General features: G+C 61.5%; 9 protein-coding genes. 7 read left to right on the top strand and 2 right to left on the bottom strand.

Annotated elements, in window-relative coordinates:
- The 3 genes from VSP_RS43715 to VSP_RS30600 all read left to right on the top strand — a co-directional run bounded on the left by VSP_RS43715 (position 1) and on the right by VSP_RS30600 (position 4,629).
- Positions 1 to 135: a hypothetical protein gene (locus VSP_RS43715; RefSeq protein WP_256200181.1), complete on the top strand. Its 135-nt coding sequence runs from the start codon at positions 1 to 3 to the stop codon at positions 133 to 135.
- A gap of 384 nt (positions 136 to 519) precedes the next feature.
- Complete coding sequence (locus VSP_RS41630; RefSeq protein ID WP_157211146.1) at positions 520 to 3,141, top strand: DUF1800 family protein; 2,622 nt, start codon at positions 520 to 522, stop codon at positions 3,139 to 3,141.
- Positions 3,142 to 3,183: 42 nt separating this feature from the next.
- Positions 3,184 to 4,629, top strand: a complete 1,446-nt coding sequence (locus VSP_RS30600) for a DUF1501 domain-containing protein (protein ID WP_009965532.1) — start codon at positions 3,184 to 3,186, stop codon at positions 4,627 to 4,629.
- Between the two features lie 25 nt (positions 4,630 to 4,654).
- Here VSP_RS30600 and VSP_RS30605 read toward each other — a convergent pair whose 3' ends face one another.
- On the bottom strand, positions 4,655 to 5,317 hold the full coding sequence (locus VSP_RS30605; RefSeq protein ID WP_009965535.1) for a PEP-CTERM sorting domain-containing protein: 663 nt from the start codon (positions 5,315 to 5,317) through the stop codon (positions 4,655 to 4,657).
- A gap of 36 nt (positions 5,318 to 5,353) precedes the next feature.
- A complete protein-coding gene (locus VSP_RS30610; protein WP_009965537.1) occupies positions 5,354 to 6,562 on the bottom strand; it encodes a TIGR02597 family protein in 1,209 nt (402 codons plus the stop codon).
- A 572-nt stretch (positions 6,563 to 7,134) separates the two neighbouring features.
- On the opposite strand from VSP_RS30610, the gene VSP_RS40285 reads away from it, so the two are divergent.
- The 4 genes from VSP_RS40285 to VSP_RS30630 all read left to right on the top strand — a co-directional run bounded on the left by VSP_RS40285 (position 7,135) and on the right by VSP_RS30630 (position 15,343).
- Entirely contained in the window at positions 7,135 to 12,252 is a 5,118-nt protein-coding gene (locus VSP_RS40285; protein WP_081452826.1) for a DUF1800 domain-containing protein, read from the top strand.
- Between the two features lie 46 nt (positions 12,253 to 12,298).
- A complete protein-coding gene (locus VSP_RS30620) occupies positions 12,299 to 13,756 on the top strand; it encodes a DUF1501 domain-containing protein (protein WP_157211147.1) in 1,458 nt (485 codons plus the stop codon).
- Between the two features lie 24 nt (positions 13,757 to 13,780).
- On the top strand, positions 13,781 to 14,440 hold the full coding sequence (locus tag VSP_RS30625; RefSeq protein WP_009965543.1) for a hypothetical protein: 660 nt from the start codon (positions 13,781 to 13,783) through the stop codon (positions 14,438 to 14,440).
- A 72-nt stretch (positions 14,441 to 14,512) separates the two neighbouring features.
- Positions 14,513 to 15,343, top strand: coding sequence for a hypothetical protein (locus tag VSP_RS30630; RefSeq protein WP_009965544.1), 831 nt, complete (start codon positions 14,513 to 14,515; stop codon positions 15,341 to 15,343).
- Positions 15,344 to 15,385 lie beyond the last annotated feature (42 nt).

Raw genomic sequence — 15,385 nt, forward strand, 5'->3', positions numbered from 1 at the left:
GTGAAAATTTCCGCCGCTGACAAGCAGGCATTTTCGGGCGTCGGGCTCGTTCGGGGGCGGGGGCGGCAGGAGATTGAGGCCATCGCCGGGGTGGACCTCCCCTTTGTCTGCCCAGATGCTGGCGGAGAATATTAGGAAACAACTCACGCTCCGGCAGGCGAAGGCGGCGTCGAGCCGCACGCACTCCAAGACGCTGGTGCGAAGCTCCTGGTACCAACTGGAAAGATATTCAAAAGAGATTGGACATCGATTGCTGCCTGACCTCCAAACACGCGAAGCGTCTTGGATTGTGTGCGGCTCGACGCCGCTTTGGTGGCTCTTGTGATGGGCTCGAGCCTCTCAACAGCAGCAGCGGACCTGTCGAGCCGACTTCAGGAAATTACGCCCCCATCTCCTGGGATAAACTCAAGCGCAGAGGGGGCCTCCTCTCCCGCTCCACCTAAGTTTTCACCTCGAAACAATTCCTCACCTCATCGGGAACATTTGCGCAGCATGATCTGCCAGTGGTACTTTACCTCCATGCGATCTCCTGCATCGTTGGTAAGCCCGTCCCGCTTCGCGGAATCCCGACCTGCTTGGGCTCTGTCCCTGCTGCTCGCCCTCCTGCCCGGCACGGCAGCCCTGGCCGAGCTGGACAAGAACACCAACCAGCTCAGTGACGTCTGGGAGCTGCAGTTCAACGCCCAGGCGCTCACTGCGGGGCTGGACACGGATCACGACGGCTTTACCAATCTCCAGGAAGCGGCGGGCGGCACCAACCCCTTTGACGCCACGTCCCGGCCAGCCATCGGCATCGGGGCAGGACCAGGGAATGGCGCGGAGATCTCCTGGCAGTCATCCCCGGGCAAGCGGTACCGGATCGATGTCAGCAACACCCTGGCGCTCAATTCATGGCAGACCTTGCTGACCGTGGACGGCACGGGCGAGATCTTCGACCTGCCGATTTCCGTGGCACCAGGCTCTCAGTTTTTCCGGCTCAATGTCAGCGACATCGATACTGACCTGGACGGTCTGAGCGACTGGGAGGAGCGGCAACTGGGGCTGGATCCACGCAGCAGCGCCTCGGAACGGCAAGCGACATCCGACTTCAGCCGGGTGAACACGGAGTGGACCGGCACCAGCGTGGTGACGGTGGGGCTGCTGGACGGTGAGATCAATGAAGACTGGCCGGACAAGGGGCTGGTGGCGATCCGACGGACCGGCGGGCTCAAGCCCATCACCGTCAATCTCACGCTGACCGGCACCGCCACCCGTGATGCTGACTACACCTGCCCGGTGATCGGCAGCCAGGTGACGATCCCGTTGGGAGTACGAGAAGTGTGGGTGGAGTTCACGCCCCTGGAGGACTCGCAAACAGAAGGGGCGGAAACCATCATCCTCACGGCCACGAGCGGGACCGGCTACACCCTGGGGACCACCACCACTGCCACGGTGACACTGGCGGATGCCAGCACGCAGCCCAGCCCGAAAGCCGCCGCCCGTTTCCTCATCCAAGCCGCCTTTGGCCCCGATTCCGATGGCGCAGATGCAGATGCCGTCCCAGAGAACGTGGAGGAAGTGATGGCACTGGGGTTTGAGGGCTGGATCGATCAGCAGTTTGCGATGACGCCGGTGGGCAAGCTACAGCCGTATGTGGACTGGGCGGTTCCCAATGGGCAGGCGCTCGCACTGTATGGCAACTACAAGGAGTTCGCCTGGTGGGGGCGCGTCATGGGATCGCCCAAGCTCAGCCCCACCGCACCCGCCAGCCCGGCACAGCCCTACGATGCGCTGCGTCAGCGGGTGGCCTTTGCCCTCAGCGAAATCCTCGTGACCTCCGACCGGCCGGAACAGCTGGCGGTGGAGCAGCAGGGCATGGCCAACTACTACGACCTGATGGTGCAGCATGCCTTCGGCAACTACCAGGACCTGCTCTATGCCGTGGCCACGCATCCGGTCATGGGCATCTATTTGAGCCATCTGGGCAACCAGAAGGCAAACTCCGCGTTGCGCATCTACCCGGACGAAAACTTTGCGCGGGAGGTGATGCAGCTCTTCAGCATCGGCCTGTGGGAACTGAATCCCGACGGGACAAGGAAACTCGTCAACGACAATCCGGTTCCCACCTACAACAATGGCGACATCACGGAGCTGGCGCGGGTGTTCACCGGCCTCTCCTTCGGCAACAACGCCAACTTCCAGCTTTATCCCCGTGACTTCACGGTTCCGATGAAGATGTGGGACCAGTACCACGACTGCGAAGCCAAGGTGCTTCTCGGAGGAATGCAACTGCCCGCCCGCACGCCCTCCAGCGGGAATGCCGGCACGGCCGGTCTGGCGGATGTCACAGCGGCGATTCAGAATCTCTTCAACCACCCCAACGTGGGCCCGTTCATCGGCCGCCAGCTCATTCAACGCCTGGTTACCTCGAACCCCAGCCCCGGCTACGTGGGCAGGGTTTCCGCGGCCTTTGCTGACAACGGCAGCGGAGTGCGCGGTGACCTGAAGGCGGTGGTCAAGGCCATCCTGCTGGACCCGGAGGCGCGGGATCCCGCCGTGATGGACCTGCCCACCTGGGGCAGGCTGCGGGAGCCGCTGCTGAGGGTGGTTAACATGGCCCGCGCCTTCAACGCCGCCTCCACCTCCGGTCACTACCCGCTGGACCAGTTCAGCACAGACCACATGCAGGATCCCATGAACGCCCCCAGTGTGTTCAACTTTTTCCTGCCCAATCACAGTCCACCCGGCCCCATCACCCAGGAGGGGCTGGTGGCGCCGGAATTCCAGATCATCAACGCGAGCACCGCCATCACCGGCCCCAATTACTTCTGGAACGCCATTGAGGGGAGCCTGCACCGCTACGGCAACGGCACCGCAGCCTACATCGTGAAGCTGCAGAACGATCCGGAGCTGGGCATGATTGTCCCCTCGAACCTCATCAACCAGGACACGCCTTCCGGCGCGGCTGCCATGGACCCCGATCCCTTGCTGCGGAGGCTGGATCTGGCCCTGACCGGGGGCACGCTGAGCGCCCGGCAGTTTCAGATCATCCGGGAGGCGATGATGCGCATCCCCACCAGCTCATGGCAGTGGCACCGTCAGCGGCTGCGGCTGGCGACTTACCTCATTGTCACCTCATCGGACTTCAACGTGCAGCGTTGATGCGCAGTGTGGCCGATCCATTCCCTTCTTCCATCCCCCTCCATGAAGCCCGCCCCTCTGATGAACCGTCGCCAGTTTCTGGGCCAGGCCAGTTGCGCCGGCGTCAGTTCCATCCCGCTGCTGAACACGCTGCTGAACCTTCGTTTGGCTGAGGGGATTGCCGAGGCGTCTTCTCCGCAGCCAGGCAGCTATCGGGCCCTGGTCTGCCTCTTCCTGGCGGGCGGCAATGACTCGTTCAACATGCTGGTGCCACGCGAACCCAGCGCTTATGCCACGTATCTAGCCTCCCGTTCCAACCTGGCACTGACGGACGCCCAGCTCGTCAACATCCAGCCCGAGGGACTGCCGCCGTTTGCCGTGCATGGCGGCATGCCGGAGGTGGCCACCCTCTTCGACAACGGCAATGCTGCCTTTGTGGCGAATGTGGGTACACTCATCGAACCCGTTTTCACCCGCGCCGAGGTGGAACAAAGCCTGAAGCGGCTGCCGCTGGGTCTCTATTCTCACTCTGACCAGATCGAGCAATGGCAGACCGGAGTGCCGCACTCCCGCTCCGGCATTGGCTGGGGTGGGAGGCTCGCAGACCTGATTCACCACATCAACTCGGTGCCGACCGTGCCCATGCAGATCAGCCTGGATGGTGGCAACGTGTGGCAGACCGGAGAGACCGTGGCGGAGTATGCGATCACCCCCCAAGGGGCGGTCAACCTGAGCAACTACAATACCGCCTATGAGGCCAACCAGAGCGTGCGCAACGCCCTGAGCGCCGCCGTGGACAGCCAACTGGCGCAGGACTATTCCAACTTGCTGGCACAGACGTTTAACTCACGGAAGAAGCAAGCCATGGACGCCTATGACATCTTTGCCACGGCCACCGCACCCGACCTCCCCGCCGGAGTCACCTTCCCCAATACCTACGTGGGCCAGCGCCTCGCCATGGTCGCCAAGACCATTCAGGGGCACAATCATGCCCGCCTCCAGGCCAGGCGACAGACCTTCTTCATCCAATGGGGCGGGTGGGATCATCATAGTGAAGTCCTCGCGGGTCAGGCCGCCATGCTCCCTCAGGTGAGCGCCGCCATCGGTGCCTTCTACAGCGCTCTCGTGGCCATGGGCATGCAGGACAAGGTCACCCTCTTCACCGCCTCAGACTTTGGCCGCACCCTCACCTCCAACAGTCGTGGCTCCGACCACGCCTGGGGCAGCAATCAACTCATCGTGGGCGGCGATGTGGCCGGCAAGCGCATCTATGGCCAGTACCCCTCCCTGGTGGTGAACCCCGATTCCGGCCCGACCGTCAACGATCTCGACACCGGCCGCGGCCGGTTCATTCCCACCACCAGCTGCGACTCCCTCTTCGCCGAACTCGCCCTCTGGCTCGGTGCCAACCGCAGCGACCTCCCCCTCATCCTCCCGAACATTGGGAACTTTTACAACACATCCCAATCGGCCTGGCCGATTGGGATGTTCAAACCTGACTTGGGGTAGATGGTGGAGGCAAGCCTCGGCCTATTCACGGATGACGATTGCGGCGTCTCCTGCGGCCGAAGACTGCGAACATGGCACCGGCCATGGCGAGGACAGAAACGCTTGGCTCGGGTACGGCGGAAACAGTATTGGCGGCGTTGCCCGCGCTCGCCAGATTTGACGCGCCAATTCCTGGGCTAAGCTCACTGCCATCCTTGGTAAAGAATCCCAACGAATAATTGCTAGTAGGGTCGGCTGGAGTGAGCCATGCGCTTGACCCATCGACAGCTACGGCATTGGTGTAGAAACCATATGTGGTCCCCTCGCCAATTGACGTATCGCCAGTGGTGAGCGTGGGAAACCAATACAGTGCCAGAGGGTCGTTTGTGGTGAGTCCTGCGAACAATGTTGAATCAATGGCTATTGTGGCATCGAGAACACCGTCCACTCCAAACGAGCCTAAATCACCGACAAACAAGATCCGATCGTCCAGGCCAAACGTGCTTCCCACAGCGGTAGATGTACCCGCCAAGATCGGCTGGAAGGTAGCGTCTGCAGTGCTCGCCACCAGCATAAACACTCCATCCTGAGACATTGCGACTCCGTTCGAATCTTTTAGGAGGTCGGCTTGCATCAAAAACGTGATCGTGGCGTTCACTGGAAGCAAGCCTGCGAACAGCGTGACCAAAGTGGCTACTATGAACTTCATGTCGTTAAAGAGGGGGGCTATGATGAACGGATAGCTTTAAGGCGCAGCGACATAGGAGGGGCGAACCGACCAGAGAACCGAACTCGCAACGGTCCCGGCTTTCTTTCTGATCACGATGCACTTGCTATTGCTAATAACCACATCGGAGTCCGCAATGGTGTTAGCCACCCCTGACTTTCTCCAACCCGGTCCTGCCCCACTGGAACCAGTATAGTAATAGTAGCTGGCGTCTGCTGCCTTGTTACGCCCTGGAATAGAGTTATCCCACACAAGCACCTGGTCCTGACGGGTGGCAATGGAATGGGTCGAACTGCCGACAAACGCTCCCGATGCAATCAGATTCAGCTGAGCCAAAGTGACTTCAGTCGCGAACGGCAAAGCCACTGCGTTGTCCTGATCAACCCCTGCTGAAACATTGAGGGGCGTGCTCAAGGTTGCCATCTGAACCCCACCTAACATTTTCACGGTGGTAGGGGTGGCAATGTTATGCCGAATTATGAAAAATGTATCAGGCAGCAACACATCATCATTCGCCAAAACGCTTGCAGCACCTGCCCTTCTCCAGCCAGGACCTGCTCCCGTAGAGCCTGAAAAATAATAGTATGACACTACGGCAGCCAAATCTTTCCCGGCTGTGCCATTGTCTGGAATCAGAATCTCCGACTGCCTATTGGCAATGGAGTGTGTGGAGCAGGGATGTACGCCACCTCCTGCTGGAAAAATTGAACTTAAGGTTTGAAAAGGAACTACATCCACGGTTGCTCCCGCAGCCAACGTTGAAAGGAGGTTGTCCCCCGCAGCGTCCACGGTCAAAGTTCCTACCCCATTAGCAAGCACTGTGTAGTACATGCCCGCCCGTGAGCCACTGCTCACCAACATGTAAAAGTGCTTTGGTTGTGTGCCAGCGGCATACACAAACTGATTCGAAATGAGACCCGGAGTGCCACTTAGAGTAACAACATTATCGGTGTCCACAAACACCTCGCCGGAATCCCGGACACTATTGTTGTTAGTATCGGTGAATGGCTCCCCCACGTCATAGGCACCGTTCTTTGAGACCGTCGCAACAGTTCCAACAAATTCAGGAACACGTCGCAAGGGAAGGTAGACGTAAGAGTCCGAATTGCCTGAAGTTTCAAAGGTGAATACCCCCAACGGATCCGTCGAAACCTCTGCGGCCATGGAGATCCCTTGCGTAGAGACGGCGGCAACAAAAGCTGCCAGGAGGAAGACCTTGGGTTTCATAGGAGGGCTTGGAGGAGAATTCGCAAGGGAGCTGTACACTATTGCATCTAAATCTCAACAAGTAGTTTCCCTTCTGAATTCACAGCTTGAAAAATACACGCCCTACCCACTGAAATAAAGGATATTTAGAGTCTTAAGACGCAATTTCCCTTGTCCGACGAGGCACTTCCACGGCGCATTTATAGGGGCAAGTGTTCAATGTGAACGCATTGAAGGGCAAGCTTGTGGCAATTTTGGACCGATAGAGTCTTCGCGTTGGTGACTTTGGGTGTGATGGGCGGGAGGGGGAGGAATCATCCGCAGAGTGTGAATCAAGATGGAATTGTTTTTGAGGACGCTGACCACGTCCGGTGTAGCCGGCAAGCCTGGGAGCTCCCCATCGACAACCCGTCCGACGAGACTAGATCGTTGAATCCCCGGCGGCAAAGCCCCTCAATTGTGGGCTTCCCAGTCGTGGAGGCGAACGTGTAATGTTGAACCCGGCGATCCTCCCGGCCCCTAATCGATCGTAAGACGGTCTGAAAATTGCCAGCAATCTAGAGAAGTCGTAATCTCCGCCAATACCAAAACCTATGCGAATGCCTGCCCTCTGGGTGCTGGTGACTTGGGTGGCCATTCTGCCCCTGCCTGCGCTCCATTCCCAGTTCACGACTCTTTGGTCCATCGGCGTGGAAAACAACGATCCCCAGGAACTGGGGGGTGAAACATGGCCGCAAAACAACCTGCCTGGCAGCGCAACGGCGCTTGATAACGACTACTACTTTGCCGGGACCTACGGCATCGGCACCGTGGCAGCCACTGAGGCCGCCTCGCAGTTCGAGCGGGTGCTGAGCACGACCAACCACACTCAGCGCATCCACTTCAATCTGAACGCCGGGCAGGCCACCACCACGGCGAGGATCCGGTTCCATTTCAACCAGGTGTGGGGCGGCTGGTGGCAGGCGACGACCAACACCCAGGGTCCCGGCTACGGCAACCACTCTCTTGAGGTGCGGCTCAATGGCGCTCTCATTGGGACGAAGCTCTTCACCACCCGGGGCGAGATGCTGGTGGAGGCCAATGCGGGCACCTTCACCCTCGCGACAGGCGAAAACGTCCTGGAAATCACGCGGGTGACGACCAGCCCCTCCAGCCCGGACGGAGCCCTCCAGTTCGACTATTTGCAACTCGATCTGCACCCCACTGCGCTCCAAGATGCAGATGGCGACGGCCTGCCCCGGTGGTGGGAGGAGGACCACGGGTTCGACGACCAGAATGCCGCCGATGCCGCATTTGATCCTGATCAGGACGGACTCACGAACCTACAGGAGTTCACCCGCACGACACTCCCGCGGAACCCCGATACCGACGGTGATGGCCTGAAGGACGGATACGAGACCCATACTGGCACCTATGTGGATGCCACGCACACCGGCACCGACCCCAACAACCCTGACACGGACGGCGACTCGCTCCAGGATGGTGAGGAAGTTTTTTTAAACCCGCGCCCGAATCCCCTGCTGGCTGACACTGACAACGACGGGGCACCCGATGCGTGGGAGGTCCGCACCGGATTCGATCCGACCAGCAGCAGCAGCAAGCCCCCTGCATTCCCCGGTGCCATCGGCATCAAGTTTGTCTCCGACCTCACCCCGGAGCACGGCCTGCTGCCGAAGGAGGTGACCGGCATCACTCCGCAGATGAACTGGAACAGCGCGATGCCCCTGAGCACTTGGAACGATCCCACAGGATCTGAGGTGGACATCGTGACCCCGATCGCGGGCAAGGTGGTGGATGCTACGGGAGTGGACTCAGGCGTGAAGTTCTCCTGGACCAACCCAGGGCACACCTGGGGCACAGGCAACGGTGGTGGTCCCACCCAGAAGCTCTTCGACGGCATGCTCTCCGTTGCAAGCGACAATGCCGCGTCCGTGACCGTCACGCAGGTGCCCTATGCCACCTATGACGTCATCGCCTACGTGGGGTCTCAGTCAGAGGCCTCCGTGGGTTATGTACGGCTCAACAACAACAGCGCCACAGACCTGAGGTTCAGCAGTGCGAGTTCCCGACCGGAGAAGACCTTTATCGAACAGGGCATCTACAATGCGACCTATCCCCGTCGCGGGAACACCGTGCGCTTCCGCAACGTGACGGGCAGCACCTTCAATCTGCAACTCTACCGGACCAGCTACTACAACGTAGGCCTGCATGGCATCCAGATCGTGAATGCCACTGCGGACACGGACTCCGACGGCATGCCTGACCACTGGGAGTACCGCTACGGTTTCAACCCGGGGTCCAATACCGATGCCACGCAGGATCCTGACAGCGACGGGCTCAACAACGTGGGTGAGAAAAACCGTGGCACGGATCCCCGGGTGGCCGACACCGATGGCGACGGCCTGCTGGACCTGGTGGAGACCGGCACCGGCATCTGGGCGAGTGCCACCGACACGGGCTCAAATCCGCTGCTGCAAGATACCGATGGTGATGGCCTGACGGACGGGGCCGAGGTGGCCACTCTGCCACTGCCGACCGATCCCAACAATGCCGATACAGATGGCGATGGGCGCAGTGACCTCCTCGAATCCACGGAGCGCACCAACCCTCTGGCGGCTGAGGCGACCACCTTCAGCATGCCAGTCGTGACCACCTCGCCCTCTCGCACTTTCGACTGGACGGTGGAGAACGCGCAACTGGTCTGGGACCACTCCCGCAATCACTCTGGCTTTAACGACGACCTGTTTGCGCTCTCCATTACCAACGCGGTGCGGCCGCGTGAGGCCGCCCTGTACTTTGCCCTGCCGATTCGCAATGGCAACGTGACCTACTATTTCCACACGAACTACTGGGGGGCCTTCAGCAATCCGGACAGTGACACCCAGCATGTCTGGGACAGCGACTGGTCCTCCCCGCCTGCTGACTTGAAGACGGCCATGGGCTTCAGCGGACGCGGCAGGGTGGACATCTCTGACCGTTTGCGGTTCCGGGTTTCAGCCACCAGCACTGGTGCCCAGACGAGCTGGAACGTGACCTTTGCCATCATCAATCAGCGGACGGGGTCAACGGTGGTGAGCCGCACTTACAACGGATGCGCCCTGGCCACCAGCGCGCACAACAACACCGCCACCTGGCAGACGAATGATGATCCGGCCGTGGTGAACCGGTTCAATTTTCGCGTGCCGGATGCTGTGACCGTTTACTTCCAGGCAACACCACTGGAGAACACGACCGCCTTCAGCGCCCACAAAGACACGGACAATGACGGGATGCCCGATGTCTGGGAGACGCAGTACGGGCTGAACATCAACAGTGCGGCGGATGCCCCCCTGGACCCCGACAGCGACGGGTTGAAAAACGTGGACGAATACACTGCCGGCACCTCCCCGCTACAGCGGGACACGGATGGCGATGGCGCTCAAGATGGGGTGGAAGTCTCCACCCGGAGCAACCCGCTCCTGGCCTCCAGCCTGCCACCGCTCTACCGCGGCACCGGCAGCTCGGGTGAGGACCTCAACGGCAACGGTCTGGCCGATGCCTGGGAACTCTGGGCGGGGAGCTTCAACCTGATGGCGAATGTGGACACCGATGGCGACGGCATGAGCAATGCGGCGGAAGCAGCGGCAGGCACGGACCCCTTTGACCCCGCGGGCCGGCTGTGGTCCGCCATTGCTGCTCAAGGAAACAACATCCTGGTGCGCTGGCCGGCGCTGGTGCAGAAGCAGCAGACCGTGTGGCAGAGCGGCAACCTCACGGACTGGAGCCCCGCCACGGGGACGCCTGTCACCCTGGATGGTGTGAACCAGCAGACCTTCACTGATGTGCTGAACGGCCCCTCCCGTATCTTTTACAAAGTGCGGGTGAACGATCTGGATCGTGACGGGGACGGCGTGAGCGACTGGACGGAGCAGCATGTGCTGGGATCAGACCCTCTGGCCGCCAACAGTTCCCGCAGCGCCACGGGCGTGGACGCCAACCAGGACGGCGTGGTGGACACGACCTACAGCGGTGACTACGTGACTCTGGTAGAGCGCCTCCAGGGCACCGCTGCAGCAGGCGGATTCCCCGGCTCTGGCAGCGGTGGCGGCGGCGGTACCGGCATCGCCAGTGGCAGCACGGCCATCTCCCGCACCCAGGCAGCGCGGTTCCTCACCCAGTCCACCTTTGGGCCGACGGTGGAAGACATCCAGGCCGTGCAGGAGCAGGGCTACGCGAGCTGGATCACCCAGCAGGCCGCGCTGCCCGCCACGCTGCACTCGCCCTACATCCTGGGCATCTACAATGACATCCGCGGGCAGCGCACGGGCCGGGGCTACAGCTATGGCGGCAGTGACAATGAGTACTTCCTCTTTGGCAACAATATGATGACTGCCTTCGCGCGCGGTGCGGTAAACGGGCAGGACCAGCTCCGGCAGCGCATGGCCTTTGCCCTGAGCCAGATCCTCGTAGCCTCCCGCCGCGATTCCGCCCTGGAGAACAAGGCAATCGGCATGGCCAGCTTCTATGACATCTTCGTGCGGAACGGTCTTGGAAACTACCTCGACGTGCTGCGCGAGGTCACCTTCCACCCCATCATGGGGCGCTACCTCAGCCATGTGGGCAACCAGAAGGCGCACCCGGAGATCAACCAGTATCCGGATGAGAATTACGCTCGTGAAGTGATGCAGCTCTTCACCATCGGGCTCTGGGAGCTGAACCCAGATGGCACGCGCATGCTGGACAGCGGCGGGCATCCCATCCCCACTTACACGAATACCGAGATCACCCAGGTGGCCCGCGTGCTCACCGGGCTCTGGTATGGCGGGCAGGAGTGGGGCAACGGTGGCTGGGATGACGCCGCCTTTGCCACGCCCATGACAATGCATTCTGACCGTCATGACTTCGGGAAAAAGACGCTGCTGCGCGGCTTTGTGGTGCCCTCCCGCTCCCCTTCCGCAGAGAATGCCCTGCGCGACATCGACGACCTCATCCGCATGCTCTTCGAGCACCCGAACACGGGTGTTTTCGTAGGCCGGCAGTTGATCCAGTTCTTCGTCACCGACAACCCAAGCCCCGCCTATGTGCAGCGGGTCTCGGCGGTGTTTGCCAACAACGGACAGGGCGTGCGCGGAGATCTGCTGGCGGTGATCAAGGCCATCCTGCTGGATGAAGAAGCGCGCGATGCACGCTACTCCTCCGGCACCTCGTTTGGCCGTCTGAAGGAGCCTGTCATCCGCGCCATGTCCATTGCACGCGCCTTTGGCCTGAAGGGAGAGACAAGCCTCCTGTGGTGGGACTGGAATGACTTCTTCAATGTGAGCCGCCAGGAGCCGACTTTCTCTCCCAGCGTGTTCAACTTTTACCGCCCCGACTACAAGGCCCCGGGCGTGCTGACGCAAAACAGCCTGTCTTCCCCAGTCTTCCAGATCACAGACAGCTTCTCCTCGATCTCCTTCCCCAACCGGCTCTGGGATCTGGTGCAGTATGGCTTCCGGCTCTGGAATGTGTACCAGTTCCCCCTGGACATGGAGCGGGAAAAGGCGCTGGCCGCCACGCCGGAACTGCTGGTGGACCACCTCAACACGATCCTCTGTGCAGGCAACATGGAGGTGGGCACCCGCACCCACATCCTGAGTGCGATCAATCAACTGCCGGCCAATGAACTGGCGATCCGCGCGCAGGTGGCGGCGTATCTGGCAATCGTCTCCCCGGAGGGGGCCGTGATCCGGTGACCCCCAGCCCTCTTCATTAAAACGCGACGCTGTTCTCCGTATGAACATGAAAGACCAACGGTCCCCCTTTCACCGGCCCAACCGCCGGCAGTTCCTCGGCCAGTCTGCCTGTGCGGCCCTGGGGAATCTCTCGATCCTCAACACGCTGCTGAATCTGAAGCTGGCCGGCTCCGCTGCCGCCCAGTCAGGGCCCACAGACTACCGCACCCTGGTGTGCGTCTTCCTTCACGGGGGCAATGACTCCTTCAACTGGCTGGTGCCTCGCGATGCCGCCCGGCATGCCGTGTACACGACCACGCGGGACAATCTGGCCCTGCCTCTGAACACCCTGCGTCCCCTGAACCAGTCCGGTGGAGACGGGCAGGAGTACGGCCTGCATCCGAACTGCCCGGGGTTGGAGGAAATGTTCAACGGGCTGGGCGGCGACACCGCAAAACGCCGCGCCGCCTGGATCTCCAACGTGGGCACGCTCATCGCTCCCGTGACCAAGGCGCAATATCTGGCGGAGACCATGCCGCTGCCCAGGGCGCTCTTCTCCCACAGTGACCAGATCGACCAGTGGCAGACCTCCGTCCCGCAGGGGATGACGCAGCTCAGCGGCTGGGCGGGCCGCGCTGCGGATGTGCTGCACGCCTCCTCCAATACGACGAATTTTTCCATGAACCTTTCCCTGGCGGGGAACAATCTCCTGCAGGTGGGCAACCAGACCAGCCAGTTCGTGGTGACAGACCAGGGGGCACTCACCTTCACCGGCTCTTACATCGGGGATCCGAGCCACTTTCACCGCATCAAGAACGCCGCGCACCGCAGCATCCTCGCCCAGCAGTACGCCAATCTGGTGCAGCAGTCCTTCTCCGGCCTCACGCGCAGCAGCATCGAGCTGCAGGAGTTCTTCCTGGAGCAGTTCAGCTCGTACGACGACAGCGCGGTGGCTGCCCTGTTCCCCAATTCCTACATGGGCTCCCAGTTCCGTGCGGCAGCCAAGATGATCGGGCTCCGTCAGGCGCTGGGGCTGCACCGGCAGACGCTCTTCATTGGCTTCGGCGGGTGGGACCATCACACAGAGCTGCTGGACTCCCAGGCCCCCATGCTCTCCGTGCTGGATGCCGGACTGGCCGGCTTCCAGCGGGCGCTGGATGCCATGGGCCTGCAGGACAGCGTCCTCACCTTCACCTCCTCAGACTTCAGCCGGACGCTGCGCAGCAACGGCCGCGGCACCGACCACGCCTGGGGGGCGAACGCCCTCGTCATGGGCGGGCCCGTGCAGGGCGGCAGAATCTACGGCACCTTCCCGGATCTCGCGATCGACAGCAACAATGACACCGGCTATGGCGGGCGGATGATCCCCACCACGTCTGTGGACCAGTTCGTGGGCGAGATGCTGCGGTGGTTCGGGGTGGCGGCCTCGGACATGCCCTATGTGCTGCCCAACCTGGGCAACTTCTACAACGCAAGCTCCTCCACCCTGCCCATCGGTTTCCTAAAACCCGGCACCTGGAGCTGACCCCCCGCTTCTCCTCCACATCACATGACAACACCGGGACAGGCGGGCAGTTCGGCGCACCAACGCCCCGGCCGCCTCATCACCGCAGCCCTTTTGCTGGCGGTGATTGCCGCAGGCTTGTGGCTGGTCCTCAAACCGAAACCCGGGCCTGGCTCTCCCGTTGACAACGCCACCCCGGCAGCGCCCAGCCCGCCCCTCCGGCCGTTGCCCCCGAATCCGCCCCCCGGCACCAAACTGCCGGGTGAAATGATCCTGCAGGCGTATGCCCGCCCCGGCTCCCGTCCCCAGGATGACCTGCACGCGGTGGCCCATGCGCTCGAGAATCTGGCGCTCCTGGTTAAAGGAAATGACCCTTTCCGGCTCGGGGCCAATGAAGAGTTCGCCGACGCTCTCAAAGGCCGCAACAAGGCGCAAATCCGGTTCCTGCGGGATGACCACCCGGCCTTCAATGAAAAGGGCCAGCTCGTGGACCGGTGGAAAACGCCGCTCTACATCCATGCCGCGAGCCGCGACCGCCTGGAGATCCGCAGCGCCGGGCCGGACCAGAAGATGTGGACGGAAGATGACCTCCAACGCCAGCCCGACGGCCAGTTTCTGAAAGGGAAGGACCTGAATCCCACCAGCCTGTATCTCCCACAAGACCGACCCCTGGGACAACCGCCCGCAGAAGCATCCAGTCGGTGACCGGTCAAAATGTTGTGGCGAATTGTCCCACTCAGAGGACACTTCCGGACAGACCTTCTTTTCCACAAATCCATGTCCTCCGCACCCGTCAGCGGCACACTGCCAGGCCTTCCCCGCCGCTCCATTGAGCTGGTGATGTTGATTTGCGCCGTCCCATTCCTGCTCGGATCTGATGTTGAGGCACAGCAGACCTTTGTGCCGCCTGAGCCTTTCCCGGCGGAGAAGTATGAGAACGGTTGGAGGAAGAACCCTTTTACCCTGAAGACGGCTCCGGTGGCCATCCAGCGAGAGTCCTTTGCCAAAAATCTCGCCCTGGGGAGCATGTATGATGATGCCGAGGGAGTCACCTGCGTGGTGGTGGTGAACACCAAGACGAGGGAGCGGACGCGACTCAAAGGCCAGGAACCCGCCGCCAACGGCATGCGGGTGACGGAGTCCGTCATCGCGGACACCCGGCGGGATTCCTACGCCGTGATCGTCTCGGGAGGCGAAAAGGCCACGCTGCGATACGACACCGCCTTCCTGAAACAGATGGCCGCTGGGCAGGGCGGTGGCGGGACCACACAGGCTTCGCCCCATGGGATGGGCCAAAAACACACTCCCAACGGAGCCGCCCCTGATCCCGGCACTGCCGCCATTAACATGACCAACATGGAGCAGGATCAGAGCGGTGCAACACAGCCCCCTCCGGGTGCCTATGGCCAACCCTCTCCGCAGGGTGCCAACCCCGGCATGATGAAGGGCGGCACCGCTCCCACGCCCGCGCCGCCGGGCATCCGGCCTCTCCCTGGTCAACCTCCCAACATGGGCGCAGGCCGCCCCAATATCCCCAGCAGGCGACGTTTAACCGTACCTCAACCCTCTGCGCCGCCCCCTGTCCCGCCCGTACAGGAGAATCCGTAGCCTTCCACGTACCGCAGGCGTTCACGTTCCAGTGGCCAAAAA

It is taken from the genome of Verrucomicrobium spinosum DSM 4136 = JCM 18804 (assembly GCF_000172155.1).
GTDB classification, from domain to species: Bacteria; Verrucomicrobiota; Verrucomicrobiia; order Verrucomicrobiales; family Verrucomicrobiaceae; genus Verrucomicrobium; species Verrucomicrobium spinosum.

Bases quoted from the DNA above. Each gene is read 5' to 3' on its own strand.
- VSP_RS40285 (WP_081452826.1), top strand. From the start codon at position 7,135: ATGCGAATGCCTGCCCTCTGGGTGCTGGTGACTTGGGTGGCCATTCTG.
- VSP_RS30625 (WP_009965543.1), top strand. From the start codon at position 13,781: ATGACAACACCGGGACAGGCGGGCAGTTCGGCGCACCAACGCCCCGGC.
- VSP_RS30605 (WP_009965535.1), bottom strand. From the start codon at position 5,317: ATGAAGTTCATAGTAGCCACTTTGGTCACGCTGTTCGCAGGCTTGCTT.
- VSP_RS30600 (WP_009965532.1), top strand. From the start codon at position 3,184: ATGAAGCCCGCCCCTCTGATGAACCGTCGCCAGTTTCTGGGCCAGGCC.
- VSP_RS30610 (WP_009965537.1), bottom strand. From the start codon at position 6,562: ATGAAACCCAAGGTCTTCCTCCTGGCAGCTTTTGTTGCCGCCGTCTCT.
- VSP_RS30620 (WP_157211147.1), top strand. From the start codon at position 12,299: ATGAAAGACCAACGGTCCCCCTTTCACCGGCCCAACCGCCGGCAGTTC.
- VSP_RS41630 (WP_157211146.1), top strand. From the start codon at position 520: ATGCGATCTCCTGCATCGTTGGTAAGCCCGTCCCGCTTCGCGGAATCC.
- VSP_RS30630 (WP_009965544.1), top strand. From the start codon at position 14,513: ATGTCCTCCGCACCCGTCAGCGGCACACTGCCAGGCCTTCCCCGCCGC.